This is a genomic window from Gallaecimonas xiamenensis 3-C-1, assembly GCF_000299915.1.
GTDB classification, from domain to species: Bacteria; Pseudomonadota; Gammaproteobacteria; order Enterobacterales; family Gallaecimonadaceae; genus Gallaecimonas; species Gallaecimonas xiamenensis.
Genome location: NZ_AMRI01000033.1, coordinates 21,019 through 40,602 on the forward strand (window position 1 = coordinate 21,019; position 19,584 = coordinate 40,602).

The window sequence follows — 19,584 nt, forward strand, 5'->3', positions numbered from 1 at the left end:
GCCTGGGTCCCTTTGCCCCTCATTGGATTGTGCCCATGAAGTAGCCCTGGTCCAGGGTGCTTTGGAACACGAAGCGCCGAGCCGATACCCAGGTGAAATCACTTGGGAAATACAGCTTGCCCGATGCCATGGTGTCCGTGGCTTCGCGCAGGGTTAGCCAGTGCTCCCCTACCCGTTTTTGGATAAAGGACACCGGCTCCTGGCCGTTGTAATAGCCGCCGTAGCGGTACTGGCCGCCCGGGGCGTAGCGCCTTTGCCTGGGATCGTCTTCTTGTTGCTGGCCGGTGGCCATATCCAGCAGCACATCGTTTTCTTGCAGGCATTTGAAGCTGACCTGGTCCAAGGCCGGGTAATAGGCGTCAAAGTCGCACCAATCTGCAAATTGCGCCTCTTGGGCCAACACCCGGCCGGTGGCGTCCAACACCTTAAGGTCGCTATCCAAAATCAGCCGGCCCGCCAACAGCGCCTGGGCCTGGTCCCAATTCTGAATGCTGTCCAGCCTGGGCTGGGGATTAGGCTGGGCCTGGGCCAGGGCCTCTCGAAACGCCTGCAAGGAGATGGCGTCTACCACATAATCCCCTTGCTGGGCGCCGGCGCTTGTTGCCATCAGGGCCGCCAACCCCAACCACCCGGCTTTCATCCCTTTCATAACGCTACCTCCGAATAGCTGGACTGGCTGACGGCAGGGTCCGCCTTACGCAGCCAGCCCAGCAGCCTGCTGCTGGCTACCCTGGCCTTGCCGTCTTCTACTGCGATGCTGAACGCTGCCCTTGAGCCGGAAAAAGGCCCGGGGTTTTGTTGAATGATCTCAAGGTGCCCTGCGGCCAAATCCAGGTTGGAGACGATGGCCACATGGCCGTAGGGGTTGAGCAGGCTGGCGTCAAACACCAGGATGTCGCCAAAGGCCGGCAGTTCCCCTTCGCCATTGCGGTATTGGTAGAGGCCCCGCTTGGGGTTGAGGCTGCCGGACGCCAAGGCCTTGTCGAAGAAATCTTTGGCATGGCCGTAGCTGTCGGGCATCTTGTGGCCCAGTTGCTGGTAGTAATAGCGTTTGACGAACTCCACGCACTGGTATTTGAGGCCCAGGTTGTAGCCGTCGGCGGCCAGGTTGCGCTCCAGCACATGGTTGACGCCGCCGTTGTAATAGACTGCCACCCCATCAAGGTTATCCAGCACTTCCCCCACCTGGTGAGCGGGATTGGGGTCAAGGCGGGTCGCCCCCTTGTAGCCGCCAAAAAGGGCTAGGGCAGCCAGGCCCAGGTAAAGACAGGCCTTCTTGTTCATACCTTGGCCTCCCCGCCCTGGGTTGCCACCCTGGCTTCGATGGCCGCCAACACTTGGGCAAAGGCCTCTTTGCCCGGCAGCATGCTGCTGGCCAGGGTCAGCTTGCCTTGGGTGTGGCTGATCTTCAGCAGTTGGATACCCTGCACCTGCTGCAGCACCAGATCGGTAATGGCGCTGTACTGGACCCGGACCAGGCGGTTGCTGATGCCGTTCTTAGGGGCCTCCAGGTAAGTGCCGGTGAGCACCAGTTCCCGTTTGGACAGGTTGTTCTTCACCAGTGCCAGAGCCGCCAGCAGCACAAACAGCAGCGCCGCCCCGGCCAGGGCCCAGTAAAAGAGGGTGGCGCCCTGGGCTGAGAACTCCAGCAGGTGATTGAGGATAAGGCCCCTGTCGTTGGTGGCGGCCTCACGGCCGATCAGGGCGGCGCAAGCGCCGAACAACCCCATGGCCCCGATGAGCTTGAGGTTGCCGGTTTTATAGGGCAGGCGAATGTCATCCATGATGCGTTTCCTGGGTTGAACGTGAAAATGACAGGCCAGCGAAGGGCCTCTGGCCGGTGGCGAAGCAGCCTGTGGCCGGCTCGTTGTCCACCGCGCCCGTTACGAGCTATTGCAACAAAAAGCGCTGCCCTGGGGCAGATGCCGGCAAAGGCAGCAGTTTCTCTGCCATGGCCCGATTCAGTGTGAAAAGACCTGGTCGCGCCGGGTCATGGCCAGGGTCAGCTTGCCCCCTTTGGGCGCATCGCTGGCCAGCTCCAGGCGCCGCTCGGTCAGGCTCAAGATGGTGAAGTCGTCGCTCATGCCGTTGACCATGGCTTGGTCCAGGCCCGGAAGCTGCTGGCCCGTTGCCTGGGTCCAGGCCTGGATATCCAAGGGGTGGCCGTCATAGCTGGCATCTTTGACCACGGAGCGCAACTGGTTAAGGGTTACGGTCAGGGACTGCTCGTCCACCTGCCACAGGCCGGTGCCGTCAACGTCGTAGCGCACCTTGACGCTGTGACCGCCCTTCTCGGCCGTCACCGCTATCTCGCCGATGAAGTTGTACTTGTTGTTCTTGAAGTACTCGGTGGTGCCTTTGACCGCCAAGCGGCCACCGCTGATGGGGTAGCTGTAATCCCCGTACCAGATGCCGTAGAGCTTCTGGGCCTGGCTTTTAGAAGGCAGGGTTTGGCTGAAAAAATCGTGGATATTGTTGATGTTACCCGCAAGGGTACCCAAGACGGTGATGATGGCCAGCACCGCCAGCAGCTTCTTGTAACTTTTATCCAGCATCAGTAGCTCCCGCAGTCCTCAATAAAGGCCATCAGCCTTCGACGCCCACTAGGCATTCCAGGCCAGCACCAGGAACACCTGGAGGAACTTATCCACCACCAGCCAAAGGGCGATGGTGCCCAAAAACAGCACTGTTCGGCCGGCAAAGCGGTCAAGGAGCCAGAATAAGGCAAAGCCCAGGGCCAGGTCGTAACCAAAAATGCCCAACACCAGCAGCCCCGACTCGCTGTCGCTGGCGTTCATCACTATCCATAGCAAGCCCAGCAGCAACCAGCTGCCGGCGTAGATAAAGGCGGTGCGCCCCGGCCGGCCACTTAGCTGTAAGTAACGGATACACGAAATGAAAATGGCGATTTTAAGGGCAATCAGCACAGCATCAATCCCAGTCCTTGTGACAACAACGCCCAGCCCTTGGGGCCGGGCTCTACCCCTGGTGTTATTCCACCAAGTCCTTAAAGAGGCCCTTGCCCTTTTCGGTGAGGTTATCCAGCTCCAGGCTGTCTTTGGCCTTGTGGTAGTACTGCTCGAGTTCGGTAAAGTGCGCCAGGATGCGCTGGCCCTGCTCGCTTTGCTCGAGCAGTTTCAGCCACTGGATCTCGTCTAGGTAAGAGAGGGCGTAGCTTAGCCCAAGGCGGTAGAAAATCACTTTGTCGGTCAGCACGTTAAGGGCGCTTTTCGGGTCCCTGTCCTGCACCGCCCGCTGGGTGTCGGCCAGCAGCTGCTTTTCTTTGGCGCTGAGGTAGCGGCTGCCTTGCAGCTTGGTCAGGGAGGCGATGGCCTTGTCCTTTTCTTCTTCGCTGATATAGACGTAACTCTCGGCCAGCCACACCAGTTCGTTTTCCACTCCCAGGGTGCGGTAGTCGGCGATGGCCGCTTCGATGTCGGCCAGGGCCTTGTCGTTCAGGTCAGCACTCTTGGCCTGGTGGCGGCTGTAGCCACGCATCAGCAGGGCATTGGCCCTGGCCAGCAGTTTGAACTGCTGCTGGGGGGTAAAGCCGTCAATGGCGGTGCGGGTCAGCACTTCCAGGGTCTGGGGTTTGAGTTTAATGTCGGCGCTGTTGGCCTCGTCAATCACCCGGCTGAAATCTTCGTCAGCCAGGAAATACCACTGGTTACGCAGGGCATCGAGGCCCTTGTGCAGCCCCGCCAGCACCCGATAATCGGTGCTGGCCATGGTGCTGGTGTCCACCTTGGCCAGTTCATAGGTCTTCCAGGAGCCAAGGCCAATACGGGCTTCCAGCACCAGGGCGAACAGCCAGTGGTCCATGGCGTTGTTCCAGTCCTTTGGCAGCGTTACCTGGGGCCGGCCCAGGGCACGGCTGGAGTGGTGCAGCACTTCCAGGAAGGTGGGGTAGCTGTCTTCGTCCTGGCCTTCGAGGGTGTCGGACAAGGCGTAGACTTCCTTGCCAAAGTCCACCAGATCGCCACCATCAAAGGGCACCAGGGCGTTGTCGGAATAGTCGCCGCTCAGGGCGCTTTGCCAGTCGTAGATGCGGCTCAGTTGTGGCCCCAGGCCCAGGCGGTCGGCCTGTTGCTGGCGTATGGCGGCAAAGTCGATGGCCTGGGTGTGTTCGTCTACCGGCATGGAACGAATGGAGAGCTTGGCCCCTTTCCAGTAGGTGGCGAAGAAACCGTTCGTCACTTCCTGCTGTTCTTTGCGGTCGGTGTCGATGCTCTGTTCGGTGTCGAGGAAGCCGCAGCCGGCCAAGGTAGCGAGGCTGGCCGCCAGCAGCAGCGGGCTGGTTTTATGAGTTAACGCGCGTAGCAATGTGGTCTATCCCTGTTTGTTGAGCTGTTGGCGAGGGCTCTGCCCAGGCCTTGGGCCAGGCAGGCTGACGCCCTTTAGCTGGTCCTGAGTGATCTCGCCTCCCTGGCAATAAACCCAGGGCCGCTCTGGAGGGCGGCCCTGGGCAGGGTGCAGGGTATGCGGATGTGGCAAGAAGGTAAACACTTGACTTGCAATTAAATAAGGCGCCCGTAGGCGCCTTGGACTTTATTCTTTGTATTTATCGAACCAGGCCAGGATATAGACCACTTTGGCCATCAGGTTGGACGGCCGGGCGGTGATGCCGTGGCCGGCGTCCGGGATCCGTACCATGGCCGTGTCCACCTTGCGCAGCTTCAGCGCCTGGTAGAACTGCTCGGTTTCCGAGATGGGGGTGCGGTAGTCGGCCTCGCCGGTCAGCAGCATGGTGGGGGTGGAGACGTTGCCGACCCTGGACAGGGGGGAGCGGCGCCAGTAGGCCATGGGATCTTCCCAGGGCATCTTGGCAAACCAGTACTGGGTAAAGAAGGGGCTGAAATCGGCGGTGAGGCTAAAGCTCAGCCAGTTGATCACCGGCTTGGCCACCACGGCGGCCCGGAAGCGGTCTGTGGAGCCCACTATCCAGGCGGTCAGCACGCCGCCACCGGAGCCGCCGGTGACAAAGAGGTTGCGGCTGTCGACGTTGCCCATCTCGATGGCGGCGTCCACGGCGCTCATCAGGTCGTCATAGTCTTGGCTTGGGTAGTTGTGGTGGATGCGGTTGGCGAAGTCTTCGCCATAGCTGGTGGACCCCCTGGGGTTGACGTACACCACTATGTAGCCGGCATTGGCATAGAGCTGCATCTCGGCGGCAAAGCGGGCGCCGTAGTTGGCAAAGGGGCCGCCGTGAATTTCAAGAACAAGCGGGTACTGCTTGGTGGCATCAAAGTCCGGCGGCAACACCCGCCAGGCCTGTACCGGCAAGCCGTCGGCCTTGGAGTCCACCCAGAATTCTTCCACCTTGCCCAGGCTCTTGAAGGCAAAGAGGTCGTCGTTGAGGGCGGTCAGGCTTTTGGCTTTGCCGCCCTTGGTCACCAGGGCCACGTCGGCCGGGCGGCTGGTGCTGGTGCGGGTGTAGGCCACCTTGTCCCCGGCCACCGAGAAGCTGCCGCCGTCATAGGGGCGGCCGAGGGAGGTGCCCCCCAGATCGTCGATGATGTCGGTGAGCTTGCCGGACAAGCTGACGTAGGCCAGCTTGGTATGGCCCTTGTCGTCGTAGCTGATAAAGAGGCCGTCGCCGTCACTGTCCCACTGGGCATCGGTGACGCTGCGGTCGAGCTTGGCGGTCAGCACCTTGGGGTTGCCGCCGTCTTTGTCCATCAGGTAGAGGCGGGTGTTCTGGTAGCCGAGCTTCTTGTCGTCAAAGCCCAGGTAAGCAATGTGCTTGCCGTTGGGGGACACCGCCGGCTGGGTGTCGGGGCCGTTGCGGTCGGTCAGGACCTGTACCTTGCCGTTAAGGCTGACCCGGTACAGCTCGGAGTTAAGGGGCTGGTATTGCCAGTCCTGATGCTGGTTGGCACTTATTACCAAAGATTGGCTGTCGGCGTCCCAGCTGTAGTGGCCGCCATGGTCAAAGGGCGCCGTGGTGAGCTGGTGCGGGGCGCCGCCGCTGGCAGCCATCACAAACAGCTGGCGCACCTTGTTGTCCAGGTAACCGGCGCCGTCGGCCCGGTAGTAGACCTTGTCTATGACCTTGGCAGGCTCGGCCCATTTGGCCCCATCCGGTTTGGCCGGCAGGGTGGCCAGGGGTTTTTCCTCCAGCGCCACCGGCAGGGTGAAGGCAATCCATTTACCGTCGGGGGAGAAGCTGATGTCCCCGGGGCTGTCGGTGAGGTTGGTGAGGCGGGCGGTCTCGCCGCTGTCCAGCCAGCGCAGGTACAGCTGGCTTGAGCCGTCGTCGTTGGCGATGTACAGCAGCTGCTTGCCGTCCGGCGACCAGACCGGGGAGCGGGCGCTGTGGGGGCCAGAGGTCAGGGGCCTGTGGTGCTTGCCGTCGCTGTCCACCAGCCAGAGGTTGCCGAAGCTGCGGTCGGTTTTGATGTCCATGGCGGTACGCACATAGGCGACGGTTTTGCCGTTGGGCGCCAGTTGCGGGCTGGCGGCGTATTCGAGGCTGAAAACGTCCATGGGGGTAAAGGGGTCGGCCGCCAGCGCTGGCAGGGCCAGCACCAGGGAAAGGGCGAGCAGGGGTCTGTTCATCTCGGGCTTCCTGTTGTTACACCCCACCTACCCTAGTGCAAAGCATTGATAACAACAGCCTTACCCCGTCCAGCAGCCAGCCTGCTGCGGCCAGGGTCAAAGGGCCAGGCGGTACAGCCGCAGGGCTTCACTGCCTCCCGGCACCTGGGTCAGGCCGTCCAGGCTGAAACCAAGCGTTTCAAGGAGGGCGCAGGAGGGCTGGTTTTGTGGCAGGGTGATGGCCAGCAAGGTGCCAAGGCCCTTTTGCCGGGCCAAGTCCAGCACGGCCCTGGCCGCCTCACGGGCATAGCCCTGGCCCCAATGGCCGGAGTGCAGGGCATAGCCGATGTCCGGGTGGTCCAGGTAGTCGCGTTTTAGCAGGCCGCAAAGCCCTATGGGGGTGCCGTCTTTAAGGCTGACCAGATAGAGGCCGAAACCGTGCTGGCGGTAGCTGGCCAGGGGCCCTTCTGCCAGGTAGCGCTTGGCTCCGTCCAAGGTGCGCACCCCTTTGTCACCGATGTTGGCGATCCAGGCCGGCTGGTTGACCAGCTCCAGCACAAAGGGGGCGTCCTTCTCCCCCAGCAGCTGTAGCCAGAGGCGCGGGCTTTGGGCGACCGGGTTCATCGGCTTTGGCGCCTGTCTTCAAGGACGGTGCCGGCGTCGCGCACTTCCTGCTCGTGGGCCTCGTCGCGCCAGGGTTCGGCCAGGGCCGCCTGGTACCAGTCCACCATGGCCGGCAAGGCCAGCATCCGCGCTTGGTATTGGGCCAGGGCCGGCGCCAGGGCTATGCCATAGCTTTGGAAACGGAACACCACGGGGGCGAAGAAGGCGTCCAGGGCGCTGAAGGCGGCGCCAGCCAGGAAGGGGCCGCCGAAGCTGTCCAGCCCCTGCTGCCAGATGGCCTGGATACGGGCCAGATCCGCTGCCAAGGCCGCCGTTCTTTCCTTCAGGGCCACCCGGATACCGCAGTTCATGGTGCAAAGGGTGCGAAGGGCGCCAAAGCCCGAGTGCATCTCGGCGCAGGCGCTGCGGGCAAAGGCCCTGGCCTTGGCGTCGGCCGGCCAGACCCCGGGGTGCCCCTCGGCCAGGTATTCGATGATGGCCAGGCTGTCCCAGACGGTAAGATCGCCGTCCACCAGGCAAGGCACCTTGCCGTTGGGGGCGAAGCGGCCGAAGCGATCGGGGTTGTCAGCCCCCGCAAAGGGCACCAGCACTTCCTCAAAGGCAATGCCCAGCTCCTTGGCCAACAACCAGGGGCGCAGGGACCAGGACGAGTAGTTTTTGTTGGCGATATAGAGCTGGTACATGGCGGCCTCCGTGGCTCAGTCTTCCATCCAGGGCATGTCCGGCAGCAGATCCAGGTTGGCGCCGTAACGCTGGTGGTTAAAGGACTGGCCGTTTTCCACCACATCGATGATCTCCACCGACAGGGCGCAGGCGATGTATTGCATGGCTTCGGCCCTGTCCATGCCCTTCATGGTCAGGCGCAGCAGGGTTTCCTTGACCTTGATGGGGTTGTTGTCGGCCAGCTGGTTTTCGACGATCTCCAGGAGCTCGCTTTCGTCAAAGGGGTTGTCTTCCTGGCTCATAAGGCCTCTTGGCTACAAAAAAGATGGGGCTATGATGCGCTATTGCCCGGTTCGGCGCCAGGGGCCAGGCACTTGCCGATAAGGGCCGCCAGTTGCTGGCGCTCGGCATCGGTCAAGGGGGCAAAGGCGGCGGCCTGGGCCTGCTGGCGGACCTTGGCATAGGCGATGGCCAGGCTTTGCCCTTGCTGGTTTAACGACAGGCATTGGCGGCGGGCGTCCTTGGGGTCGCTTTGGCGTTGAATGTAGGCCTCAAGGGCCGCCAGATGGCGGGTGATCTGGGCCTTGTCCCGGCCGGTGGCCGCCGCCAGGGCCTGGGGGCTGATGCCGGGGCTGGCGGCGATAAGGCCCAGCAATTGCCCCTGGGGCGGGCTTAAGCTGATACCGGCGCCGGCCAAGGCCGCTTGCAAGTGGCGACGCAGCAGGGTCATCAGGGCGCTAAAAGGGATCTGTGGGCTATCTGGCATGGGGCTTTGGCTGCTATGATAGTTGACGATGTCAACTATAATAGCCCCTGGGCCACCCCCGGGCTATCCGTCGAGGTAACTTTCTTGAGCGACAGCAAACCCCATTTGGGCTTCGCCCTGCTGCTGGCCATGACCATGGCCCTGGGCCCCTTGGCCCTGGACACCTACCTGCCGGCCTTCCCGGCCATGGCCCTGAGCCTGGGCACCCAGGTGCACCAGATAGCCCTGAGCATTTCCATCTATGTGTTTACCCTGGCCTTTGGGCAGTTGGTGGCCGGCCCCCTGGCGGACCGCTTTGGCCGGGCGGCGGTGATGCTGAGCGGCCTTAGCCTCTTTGGCCTGGCCAGCTTCTGTATCTGGCGCTTCCAGCATTATGAAGCCCTGATCGCGCTGCGGGCCCTGCAGGCCTTTGGTGCTGGCTGGGCCATGGTCTGTGTGCCGGCCCTGGTGCGCGACCGCCTGTCCGGCCGGGAAGCAGCCAAGTTCTTCAGCCTGATTGGCCTTATCATGGTGGCGGCCCCGGCTCTGGCTCCCAGCTTGGGCAGCCTGCTGCTGGAGGCCTTTGGCTGGCCCAGCATCTTTGTATTCCTGGGAGCCTATGCCCTGCTGCTGGTGCTGCTGCTCAAGGCGGTTATTTTCCGTGGCCAAAGCACCCGCCCCCAGGGCCCCCACCTTAGCCTTTGGCAGCGCTATGGCGCGGTGCTGGCCACCCGCCCTGCCCTTCGCTTCATGTGGCTGCAAGCCCTGGCCTTCTCGGTAATGATGCTGTTTATCACCCACTCGTCCTTTATCTACCAGGAGCACTTTGGGGTCAGCCCCGGCCTGTTCGCCCTGCTGTTTGGCGCCAACATCGTGCTGATGCTGGTGATGAACCTGACCAACAGGCGCCTGTTGAACCACTTCGAGCCCCAGCAGATCCTGCGCTGGACCCTGAGCCTGCAGGCCCTTGGCATAGTGCTGCTGATACTGGTGATGGCCTTCAAACCCCAGCTGTGGCTGTTCCTGCCGGCCATGATGCTGACAGTTGGGGCCCTTGGCGCCATCACCCCCAATATCCAGGCCTGCTACATGGACTACTTCCACGAGCATGGCGCCACGGCGGCGGCCCTGATGGGGGCGGTGCAGTTCTCCATTGCCGGCGCCCTGTCCGGGCTCTCTTCCTTGCTGCCGGAAAGTGTCAGCGCCATAGTGCTGGCCCAGGCGGTCTGTTCGGCCCTGTGCCTGGTGCTTATCTGGACCCGCAAGAACGCCCAGGCCGCCTAAACGCGGCCCATAAAAAAGCGGCCCTTGGGCCGCTTTTTTACTTGTCCAAAAAGTCCTTTAACACCTGGCCCTGGCTCTGGATATTGACCAGGCCGTCCAGGTGGCCCCAGACCCCGTCAATCTCCTGGTACTGGCTGTCTTTGCCCAGTTTTTTCAGGGTCTCGTAGGTGCTGCGGGCCATTTTCGGCACCAGCAGCCGGTCATGGCTGGCCGGCATAAAGAGGGTCTTGGCGCTGACCTTGGCCAGGTTGTCTTCCAGCTTGCCGTTGTAGCCGGCCAGGAACATCTGGGAGGCCCGCACCAGGTAGAGGATGGCGTTGGCGTCTTGGAAGTGGGCGCGGATGGCGGCATGGCCCATCAGCTCGTCCACCGACTTGTAGCCGGCGCGGATGTCGCTTTTGGGGGCGGCGTCCGTGGGAGGCGTGTAGCGGCTGTTAAAGCCGTCTGGGTAAGTGGCGTCATAGATGATGTAGGCCACCGCCTTGGTCAGGCCGGTCTTGGGCTGGCCTTGCTCATAGTAATGGCCGTTGTGCCAGGCCGGGTCGGCCTTGATGGGGTCGCTCCAGCGCTCCAGGCCATAGACGGTCCAGGGGTCCATCTGGCCGGCGCCGATGACGCTGACCATGCGCTCGACCTTGTCCGGGTAGGCCACGGCCCAGTCCAGGGCCTGGAAAGAACCCATGGAGGCTCCCACCACCGCATGGAGTTTGTTGATGCCCAGTTTATCCAGCAGCGCCTTTTGCACATTGACGAAATCGCGGATGGACACCACCGGAAAATCCAGGCCGTAGGGCTTGCCGGTGGCGGGGTTGAGGCTGGCGGGGCCGGTGGTGATCACATGGGGGTCAAAGGCGTTGGCGTTGGCCAGGGTGTCGACGCTCAGCACATAGTACTTGTCGGTGTCGATGGCCTTGCCCGGGCCTATGATGGCGTCCCAGTAGCCCGGCAGCGGATCCTGGTCACTGTACTTGCCGGCGGCATGGGAGCTGCCGGAGAAAAAATGGGTGATAAGGATGGCGTTGGACTTGTCGGCGTTCAAGGTGCCGTAGGCTTCCCAGCCCACCGCCACCTCTTTGAGGGTGGTACCCGATTGGGTGGTAAAGCTGTCCAGGGCGAAACGCTGTTTTTCCACCAGGGGCAGGGCCTGGGCCCCCAGGGCCCAGCAAAGGCCGAGGGCCAGTATCCAATAACGCATCTTGTCTCTCCTTAGAACCAACAGAACAGAGCGATGGCCAGGGCCGTCCCCAGCAGGGGAATGACCACGGTCAGGGCCGCCAGGGGCCAGTAGGCATCTTCATGACGCTCACCACAGATAGCACGGATGGTGGTGACCACGTAACCGTTGTGAGGCAGCGAGTCCAGGGCGCCGGACGAGATGGCCACCACCCGGTGCAGGGCGTCGGGGTTAACCCCCAGATCCAGGTAATGGGGCGCTATGCTGGGCAGGGCTATGGCCTGGCCGCCGGAGGCCGAGCCGGTCAGGCCCGCTATCACCGACACCGCCACCGAAGCCCCCACCAGTTCGTTGCCGGGCAGCCCGGTCATGGCGTCCACCACCATGGCAAAGGCCGGTGACAGCTTGGCTACGGCGCCAAAGCCCACCACGGCGGCAGTATTGCCTATGGCCACCAGGGCGCCGGTGGCGGCCAGGCTGACGGCGGTCTGCTGATTGCGAAAATACCTGAAATTGACCAGCCACAGGGTCAGTACGCCACCGGCCAGGGCGACGATAAGGGCGGCCTGGGCCAGTTTTTCATGGAGGAAGAACGACAGCCCCAGCACCACAAAGAGCGGCACTATGCCGGTCCAGGCCGGGGGCAGCTTGCGGTCGGCCAGCTCCACGTCCCCGTCCCTGGCGACAAAATGCTCGCCCCTTGCCACCGCCTTTTGCAGCATGTGGCGCAGCCAGAAGTAGCCCATCACCGCCATCAGCAGCCCCACCACCAGAGACACCTGCCAGCCGGCATAGGGGCTGGTACCCAGGTACTTGATGGGGATCCAGTTCTGGATCTCGGGGGAGCCGGCAGAGGTCATGGTGAAGGTCACAGAGCCAAAGGCCAGGGCCGCCGGGATAAAGCGCCTGGGCAGGTTGGCGTCCTTGAACAGCGACAGGGCCATGGGGTAGACCGAGAAGGCCACCACAAACACCGACACCCCGCCGTAGGTCAGCACGGCGCAGGCCAGCACCACCGCCATGGCGGCCTGCTTGACCCCCAGCTTGCCGATGATGGCCCGGGCCACGCTTTCGGCGGCGCCGGTGTCTTCCATGAACTTACCGAACATGGAGCCCAGCAGGAACATCAGGAACCAGGCGGACACGAAACCGCCGAAACCGTTCATGTAACCGCTGACAAAATCGTTGCTGCCCCCCTGCCAAAACGGCACGCCGCCGCTGAAAGCGACGATAAGGGCACAGAGGGGTGCGCTCAAAAAGAGGCTCATGCCCCTCATGGTCAGCCAGATAAGCCCCCCCAGGCCGACCAGCAATCCCAACAGGCTCAACATGGTGATTTCCTTCTTATGATGGTTGTGGGTCCAGTCTGGGGGAGGGCTAAGTCATTGACCATAGTACTAAGGTACAGCGTGACCCTGAGGCAATTGCGCGTATGGTTAACACCGAAATAACAAAAATGGGGGAACGCCAACCATGTCTACAACAAGGAAATTGCAGCACCACCTTACGCCCAGCCGGATCGCCCTGGCGGTCTGTTTGAGCCTTTCGGCCACCGCCCAGGCGGCCGAGGACGTCCAAAAAACCGAGGATCCCAGCCTGGAGGTGATTGAAGTCACCGCCCGGCGCACCAGCGAAAACCTGCAATCGGTGCCGGTGGCGGTCACCAGCCTGTCGGCCGAGCAAATGAGCCAGCGCGGCGTCGAAGACCTGGCCGACGTCCAGTGGTACTCACCCAACACCACCTTGCAGGTCAGCCGGGGCACCAACAGCACCCTGACCGCCTATATCCGTGGCATCGGCCAGCAAGACCCCCTGTGGGGTTTTGAGCCCGGTGTGGGGATCTACATCGACGACATCTACATCGCCCGCCCCCAAGGGGCCGTGATGGACATCCTGGATGTGCAGCGCATCGAAGTGCTGCGCGGCCCCCAGGGCACCCTCTATGGCCGCAACACCATAGGCGGCGCCGTCAAATACGTGACCAAGAAGCTGCACGGCGACCCGGAACTCTATGTACAAGGCACCCTGGGCTCCTACAACCAGCGAGACTTCAAGATAGCGGGCCAGATGCCCCTGTCCGACACCTTCTGGGCCGGCTTTGCCTACGGTACCTTCAACCGTGACGGTTTCGGCGAGTTCAAGAACACCGGCGCCGACAACTACGACAAGGACATCCAGGCCGGCCGCCTGTCCCTGGCCTGGTACCCCAGCGACGACCTGAGCTTTAGCTTTATGGCCGACCGCACCTGGGACGACTCCAACGCCAAGGGTGGCTACCGCCTGACTCCTTCCCTGGTTACCGGCCAGCAGCCCTACGGCAACGTCTTCGACTCCGACACCTCCATGCCCACCGACAACAGCGTGGAAACCGGCGGCGAAGCCCTTACCATCACTTACAACATCAACAACGACTGGACCTTCAAGTCCATCACCGCCCACCGTGACGGTGACACCGACACCAATATCGACTTCGACTCCACCAGCCAACCGGCCCTGGATATCCCGGCCCTGTACGACGACAAGCAGTTCACCCAGGAATTCCAGCTCAACTTTGACAACGGCAACTGGCAAGCGGTGGGCGGCCTCTATTACCTGGACGGCGAAGCCTGCGGCGTCTTTGAAACCGTGCTGGGCCTGCAGGGGCTGACGGTGGAAAACGGCGGCTGCGTCGACACCAAGAGCCTGGCGGCCTATGCCCAGGCCTCTTTCCCCCTGGCCAAGGACTTGTCCATGACCCTGGGCGGGCGCTACACCCGGGATGAAAAAGACGCCGACGTCTACCGTTACGTCTACCTGGGGATCCGCTACCCCCACGACCAGCCCACCACACCCTTTGCGGTGCAGTCGGACTTTGCCGACAGCGCCACCTTCAACCGTTTCTCGCCCCGGGTCGGCCTGGAATACCAGCTGAGCGACGACATCATGGCCTACGGTTCCTACACCAACGGCTTTAAGTCCGGCGGCTTTGACATGCGGGCCAACAAGTCGGTCAACCCCGATGCCGATGCCCCTTACGATCCGGAAATCGTCGACACCTATGAGCTGGGCTTCAAGGCCGAGTGGTTCAACCACCGCCTGCGTACCAACGTCGCCGCCTTCTACTCCGACTACGACGACATGCAGATCACGGTGCAGCGGGCGGTGAACAACAACACCGACGTGGCCTCCCAGGTGCTGAACGCCGGTAAGGCCGATATCAAGGGCCTGGAGCTGGAAGCCACCCTGGCCGCCACCGACGCCCTGCAGATCATCGCCAACGCCGGTTATGTGGACGCCGAGTTCAAACGGGTGGACTACTTCGACCCCAACCTGGGCCAGGTCACCGACGTTTCCGACCTGTGGAGCTTTGCCAATACCCCGGATTGGACCGGCAGCCTGCTGGCCCAATACAACCTGGAAGCCTTCGGCGGCGACATGGTGGTCTCCGGCGGGGTCAACTACCGCTCCAAGACCCAGATCTTCGAAGTGCCCTCCATGCTGGACTTTGGCTCGGTGACCCTGTGGAACGCTTCCATCGCCTGGTACAAAGACAACTGGGAAGTGCAGCTGACCGGTCGCAACCTCACCGACAAGGAATACCGCCTGGCCGGTTATAACTTCGCCGCCGTTCGCGACAGCAACGGCAACGTCACCGGCCCCGGCCTTGGCGGCGAAGACACCATAGTCGGCTACTACGGTGACCCGCGCACCGTCAGCCTGTCAGTAGGTTATCGTTTTTAAATCAAGGCTGTACCGGGTCGAAAGGCCCGGTACACTAGCACCATCTGCTGACAAGGTATCTATGCTAGCCGTGCGTGCCATCATCGCTGACGACCACCCGCTGTTTCGCGGCGCCCTGCAACAGGCCGCCGGTTCCCTGATGCCCGGAGCCACCGTGCTGGAAGCGGCCTGCATGGCCGACGTCTGGGCCCTGCTCAAGCAATACCCCGGCACCGAACTGGTGTTTTTAGACCTGATGATGCCGGGTACCGACGGCTTTGCCGGCCTGTCCGTGCTCAAGGCCGAATACCCCGACGTGGCGGTGATCATGATCTCCGCCCACGAAGACAACCTCACCATCAGCCGCGCCATGGCCCTGGGGGCCAGCGCCTTTGTGCCCAAATCGGCGCCCCTTGGCACCCTGTCCCAGGCCATCGATGCGGTACTGGACGGGGACAGCTGGCTGCCCGACGGCGTAGAGCTGGCCCAGGGGGAAGACACCCAGAAACTGGCGCTGATCGCCCGCCTCACCCCCCAGCAGCTAAGGGTGCTGAAAATGATTGCCGACGGCCTGCTGAACAAGCAGATCGCCTTTGAGATGCAGGTGCAGGAAACCACCGTCAAGCAGCACGTTTCTGCCATTTTGCGAAAGCTGGAAGTGTACAACCGCACCCAGGCCGGGCTGCTTTACCAGAGCCTGCACCAGGTGGCGTCAAGCCAATAGGCGGCGCATCAGGTTCTTCAGGGGCATGGGTTTGACCGGCTTTAGCAGGAAGTGAAAGCCGGCGTCGATAACGGCGCTGCGGATCTGCTCGGACTGGTCGGCCGAATGCACCACACAGGGTACCTCCCCAAAACGCCCTTGCAGGCGCTTGGCCACGTCCACTCCCAGGGCGCCGTCATCCAGGTGATAATCCATCAACAACAGGGCCGGCGGCTCCTCCAGGGCCTGGGCTTCGTGCTCGTCCCTCACTGCCGCCACCCGTGCCCCCCAACTTTCCAGCAGGGCCTTGAGGGCCTCGCGGACCTTGTCGTCGTTGTCCATCACCAAGATGGGGAGCCTGGGCAGCCACTGGTGGGTTTCACGGCCCAAGGTTTTCACCTCGGCCAACTGGCCCGGGGCCGCCCTTGGCAGGCGGATACCAAAGGCCGCCCCCCGCCCAGGCTCTGACTCCAGGCAAAGGCCGTGGCCCAGCAGCCGGCACAACCTGTCGGTGATGGCCAGGCCCAATCCCAGGCCCTGGCCCGGGCTTAACTGCTGGAATTCGGCGAAGATACGCCGCTGGTCTGCCTTGTTGATGCCGGGGCCGGTGTCCTTGACCCAGGCCACCAATTCCCGGCCCTGGCGGCGAATGCCCACCAGCACCCGGCCCTGCTCGGTATAACGCACGGCGTTGGCCAGCAGGTTTTGCAGGATACGGCGCAAGAGCTTCTTGTCTGAGCGCACCCACAGCCGGGTGGGCACCACCTTCAGGCAGATCCCCTTGGCCTCGGCCAGGGCCGAGAATTCCCGCACCAGGGGGGTGAGCACCTCACTCAGGGCAAAGTCCCCCCATTCGGCCTTGACGGCCCCTGCTTCTATCTTGGTGATCTCCAGCAAGGAGCCCAGCAGCCCCTCGGCGGACAGCAAGGAGCTTTGCACATTGTCCGCCAGATCTTTTAGCTCCCCCATTGGCGCCTTTTCCTTGAGCAGGGCGCCAAAGAGGATGGCGGCGTTAAAAGGCTGCAACAGATCGTGGCCGGCAGCGGCAAAAAAGCGGGTCTTGGCGGCAGTGGCCTCCTCCACCGCCTGCTTGGCGGCAAAGAGCTCCTGGTTCAGGTCCTGCAGGGCCTGGGTCCGCTCTATCACCCGCTCTTCCAGGGCTTCGTTGAGCTCGGTCAGCTGCTGCTGGGCCTGGATAAACTCGGTGATATCGCTGTAGGTGGTGACAAAGCCGCCCCCCGGCAAGGGATGGCCCACCATTTCCAGTACGGTGCCGTCGTCCTGGCGGCGCTGGTAACGGTAACGGGAACCGGAGCGCAGGTGGTTGAGGCGTTTTTGCACCTCCTGGTCCGTATCCCCCGCCAACAGGCCACGCTCGGCGTTAAAGCGGATCAGATCCTCCACCGGCCGCCCCACCGTCACCAGTCCCGCCGGGTACTCGAACAGTTCCAGGTAACGATGGTTCCAGGCGATGATGCGAAGGTCCCGGTCCACCACGCTGATGCCCTGGGAGATGTTTTCTATGGTGGCGCTCAGCAGGCTCTGGTTAAAGCGCAGCACCTGGGAGGCTTCGTCCACAAAGCTGGCCACCTGGGACAGGGGCAGGGATTTTTCCGCCCTGAGGGCGTCCATCACCATCCGCATGGAGGCGCCGCCGATCACCGCCGACAGGTGCTTTTCCACCTGCTGTACCAAAGCCACCGGGGCGGCCTGGCGGTCCGGGGTGGGGCCATGGGGGAACTGGCGGCGCACCAGGCTCTTGGCCGCCGGTTCCCCGGCAAAGCGTTTGACCAGCTCGAAGCAGTCCTGGACGGTGAGGATGGAGGGGGTGCTTTGCAGGGGCTGGCGCAAGAATTGGTCGGCCTGCAGCTGCTCGCTGACCGAGGTGCTGGTGGCCAGGGATACCAGCATAAAGGTCAGCAGGTTGCCCCCCAGGCTTACCAGGGAGCCAAAACTGATGGCATCCATGCCGCTGGCCAGCCCCGGCAGGGCCAGGCCGAAGCCTTCGGGCAACAGCAGACAGTAAGCCCAGAGCGCCGCCCCCACGGTCAGGCCGGCCCTGGCCCCCTGGGAATTGGCCCGGCGCCACACCAGCCCCAGCAGCAGCGCCGGGAACAGCTGGGCCACCAGCACAAAGGCCATCAGCCCCATCTGCGACAAGGTGCCGCTGGTGGCGCTGGCCCGGTAATAGAAAAAGCCCCCCAGTACCACCACCAACATGGCCAGGCGCCGCAGCCACAGCAGCCAACTGCCCTGCCCTTTTTCCGGCAGGCCGCGCAGGCGCAGCAGCAAGGGGGCGGTAAGATCGTTGGTGACCATGATCGACAGCACCACAGTGGCCACTACCACCATGGCGGTGGAGGCGGACAAGCCCCCCAGGAAAGCCAGCAGGGTCAACCAGGTGGAGTCCATGGCCATGGGCAAGTAGAGCACGTACAGATCCGGGCTGACCTTGTCCCCCAGCAACACGGCGCCGGCCAGCCCCAGGGGCAGGGTAAAGATGCCGATGGCCACCAGGTAGGCGGGAAACAGCCAACGGGTTCGGCGCAAAAAAGGCAGCCTGGGGCTTTCTACAAAGGCCAAGTGAAAGAGCCGTGGCAGACAGAGGGTGGCGGCCAGACCCAACAGGGTATGGACCCAATACACATAACCGGGGGCGGCCTCGCTTTGCAGCTTGGCCACCTGGGGGTTGTCCCTGGCGGCGTCAAAGAGCGCCGAGAGACTGCCGAACTGGCTGTAGATCACCACCAGGGCCAGCACCCAGAAGGCGATAAGTTTGACCACGGACTCAAAGGCCATGGCGGTCATCAGGCCGGCGTTATGGGCCTGGGCCTGGGTGCGGCGGGAGGCAAACAGCATGGCAAAAAGGGCCATGGCCAAGGCCACCCCCAGGGCGGTGTCCTGCCACCAATAGCCGCTCTGATGCCCGGTCAGCACATTGATGGCGTCCGCCACCGCCCGCAGCTGCAGGGCGATATAGGGAATAACGGCGGCCACCGCCACCAGGGTCACCGCTACCGCCAGGGTGCGGGAGCGGCCAAAACGGGTGGCGATAAAGTCGGCAATGGAGGTGATATTGTTGCGCCGCACATGGATGGCCAGGCGCTTGATAGCCGGGAAGGCAAAAAGATAGAGCAGCAAGGTGCCGGTATAGGTGGGGGGCAGCCACCAGTGGTTGTGGACCGCCTGGGCGGTAACCCCGAAAAAGGCCCAGGAGGTGCAATAAACCCCCAGGGAAAGGCCGGCCGTCCACCCGGACAGCCGGTGCCTGGCGTTGACCCGCTCGCCCCAATAGGCGATGGCAAACAGCAGGGCGATGTAGATAAGGGAGACGGTGGTAACCGGCCCCCAACCCAGGGGCATCACCTGGCGGTCCAGCCCCCATCCAATACCAGGGTCTGGGCGGTGATGTTCCTGGCCGCCGGGCTCACCAAGAAGGCGGCGGTCCCGGCGATTTCATCGATGCCGATAAAGGCCTTCTTGGCCATGGGTGCCAGCATGATGGTGCTCACCACCTCATCCTCTGTCAGGCCGTTTTCACGGGCCTGGTCGGCTATCTGCTTTTCCACCAGGGGGGTTTTCACATAAGCCGGGCAGATGGTGTTGACGGTGATGTCCGCCTCGGCCAGCTCCAGGGCCAGGGTCTTGGCAAAGCCCAACAGGCCGTGCTTGGCCGCCACATAGGCGGACTTGAAGGGAGACGCCACCAAGGCGTGGATGGAGCCGATATTGATGATGCGGCCAAAGTTCTGCTCGCGCATGGCCGGCAAGAAGGCCTGGGTCATCAAGGCCGGGCCCACCAGCATGATGTCGATAAGCTGGCGCCATTTTTCCGGGGGAAAATCCTCCAGGCGCGCCACATGCTGGATACCGGCGTTGTTGACCAGCACATCTAGGCTGCCAAGCTCCTGGGCCAGGGCCTGGATTTGGGCCGGGTCCGTTACATTGAGGGCAACGCCCCTGGCCCCAGGCAAGGTGGCGGCGGCCGCTTGTGCCTTGGCGCCATCCAGATCGGCCAAAATCACCTGGTGGCCCGCCTTGGCAAAGTGTTCCCCTATGCCAAGGCCGATACCCGAGGCGCCGCCGGTAACCAGTACTTTCATGGCTCAGACCTCCATTTCTGGCGTGTCGTCGGCAGCGATAAGCGTGCCGGCG

The 19,584-nt window shown here is 62.8% G+C and carries 18 protein-coding genes; 3 read left to right on the forward strand and 15 right to left on the reverse strand.

Annotation, left to right across the window (positions count from 1 at the left end):
* Window positions 1-19 precede the first annotated feature (19 nt).
* From B3C1_RS17455 to B3C1_RS19550, 11 genes are all read right to left on the reverse strand, one after another.
* Window positions 20-649 (reverse strand): hypothetical protein, encoded by a 630-nt coding sequence (locus B3C1_RS17455; RefSeq protein WP_008486449.1) that lies wholly within the window; start codon window positions 647-649, stop codon window positions 20-22.
* A complete protein-coding gene (locus tag B3C1_RS17460) occupies window positions 646-1,284 on the reverse strand; it encodes a CHAP domain-containing protein (RefSeq protein WP_008486450.1) in 639 nt (212 codons plus the stop codon). Before B3C1_RS17460 ends, B3C1_RS17455 begins: the two co-directional genes overlap by 4 nt.
* Window positions 1,281-1,784 (reverse strand): hypothetical protein, encoded by a 504-nt coding sequence (locus tag B3C1_RS17465; RefSeq protein ID WP_008486451.1) that lies wholly within the window; start codon window positions 1,782-1,784, stop codon window positions 1,281-1,283. The genes B3C1_RS17460 and B3C1_RS17465 overlap by 4 nt, the downstream gene beginning before the upstream one ends.
* 177 nt (window positions 1,785-1,961) lie before the next feature.
* Window positions 1,962-2,555: a hypothetical protein gene (locus B3C1_RS17470; protein ID WP_008486452.1), complete on the reverse strand. Its 594-nt coding sequence runs from the start codon at window positions 2,553-2,555 to the stop codon at window positions 1,962-1,964.
* Between the two features lie 48 nt (window positions 2,556-2,603).
* Window positions 2,604-2,927, reverse strand: a complete 324-nt coding sequence (locus B3C1_RS17475) for a hypothetical protein (RefSeq protein ID WP_008486453.1) — start codon at window positions 2,925-2,927, stop codon at window positions 2,604-2,606.
* A gap of 64 nt (window positions 2,928-2,991) precedes the next feature.
* Window positions 2,992-4,323 carry a hypothetical protein gene (locus B3C1_RS17480; RefSeq protein ID WP_008486455.1) on the reverse strand — a complete coding sequence of 444 codons (1,332 nt, stop codon included), beginning with the start codon at window positions 4,321-4,323 and terminating at the stop codon, window positions 2,992-2,994.
* Window positions 4,324-4,548: 225 nt separating this feature from the next.
* Window positions 4,549-6,558: a S9 family peptidase gene (locus B3C1_RS17485; protein WP_008486456.1), complete on the reverse strand. Its 2,010-nt coding sequence runs from the start codon at window positions 6,556-6,558 to the stop codon at window positions 4,549-4,551.
* Between the two features lie 96 nt (window positions 6,559-6,654).
* On the reverse strand, window positions 6,655-7,161 hold the full coding sequence (locus B3C1_RS17490) for a GNAT family N-acetyltransferase (RefSeq protein WP_008486457.1): 507 nt from the start codon (window positions 7,159-7,161) through the stop codon (window positions 6,655-6,657).
* A complete protein-coding gene (locus tag B3C1_RS17495) occupies window positions 7,158-7,844 on the reverse strand; it encodes a glutathione S-transferase family protein (protein WP_008486458.1) in 687 nt (228 codons plus the stop codon). The genes B3C1_RS17490 and B3C1_RS17495 overlap by 4 nt, the downstream gene beginning before the upstream one ends.
* Window positions 7,845-7,859: 15 nt before the next feature.
* Window positions 7,860-8,126, reverse strand: a complete 267-nt coding sequence (locus B3C1_RS17500; RefSeq protein WP_008486459.1) for a hypothetical protein — start codon at window positions 8,124-8,126, stop codon at window positions 7,860-7,862.
* A gap of 29 nt (window positions 8,127-8,155) precedes the next feature.
* A complete protein-coding gene (locus B3C1_RS19550) occupies window positions 8,156-8,590 on the reverse strand; it encodes a MarR family winged helix-turn-helix transcriptional regulator (protein ID WP_008486461.1) in 435 nt (144 codons plus the stop codon).
* An 84-nt stretch (window positions 8,591-8,674) separates the two neighbouring features.
* On the opposite strand from B3C1_RS19550, the gene B3C1_RS17510 reads away from it, so the two are divergent.
* The gene (locus B3C1_RS17510) at window positions 8,675-9,853 is read left to right on the forward strand and encodes a multidrug effflux MFS transporter (protein ID WP_035482682.1); all 1,179 of its coding nucleotides are present in this window, start codon (window positions 8,675-8,677) and stop codon (window positions 9,851-9,853) included.
* Window positions 9,854-9,890: 37 nt separating this feature from the next.
* Here the strand turns inward: B3C1_RS17510 and B3C1_RS17515 are convergent, their stop codons facing one another.
* Complete coding sequence (locus B3C1_RS17515; protein WP_008486463.1) at window positions 9,891-11,048, reverse strand: E22 family MetX-like putative esterase; 1,158 nt, start codon at window positions 11,046-11,048, stop codon at window positions 9,891-9,893.
* A gap of 11 nt (window positions 11,049-11,059) precedes the next feature.
* Entirely contained in the window at window positions 11,060-12,358 is a 1,299-nt protein-coding gene (locus B3C1_RS17520) for a GntP family permease (protein WP_008486464.1), read from the reverse strand.
* A gap of 142 nt (window positions 12,359-12,500) precedes the next feature.
* On the opposite strand from B3C1_RS17520, the gene B3C1_RS17525 reads away from it, so the two are divergent.
* The gene (locus B3C1_RS17525; protein WP_035482671.1) at window positions 12,501-14,747 is read left to right on the forward strand and encodes a TonB-dependent receptor; all 2,247 of its coding nucleotides are present in this window, start codon (window positions 12,501-12,503) and stop codon (window positions 14,745-14,747) included.
* A 61-nt stretch (window positions 14,748-14,808) separates the two neighbouring features.
* Window positions 14,809-15,450, forward strand: a complete 642-nt coding sequence (locus tag B3C1_RS17530) for a response regulator transcription factor (RefSeq protein WP_008486466.1) — start codon at window positions 14,809-14,811, stop codon at window positions 15,448-15,450.
* Here B3C1_RS17530 and B3C1_RS17535 read toward each other — a convergent pair.
* Both B3C1_RS17535 and B3C1_RS17540 read right to left on the reverse strand, forming a co-directional pair.
* Window positions 15,439-18,792 (reverse strand): PAS domain-containing hybrid sensor histidine kinase/response regulator, encoded by a 3,354-nt coding sequence (locus tag B3C1_RS17535; RefSeq protein WP_008486467.1) that lies wholly within the window; start codon window positions 18,790-18,792, stop codon window positions 15,439-15,441. The genes B3C1_RS17530 and B3C1_RS17535 overlap by 12 nt on opposite strands.
* Entirely contained in the window at window positions 18,792-19,532 is a 741-nt protein-coding gene (locus B3C1_RS17540; protein ID WP_008486468.1) for a 3-hydroxybutyrate dehydrogenase, read from the reverse strand. Before B3C1_RS17540 ends, B3C1_RS17535 begins: the two co-directional genes overlap by 1 nt.
* Window positions 19,533-19,584 lie beyond the last annotated feature (52 nt).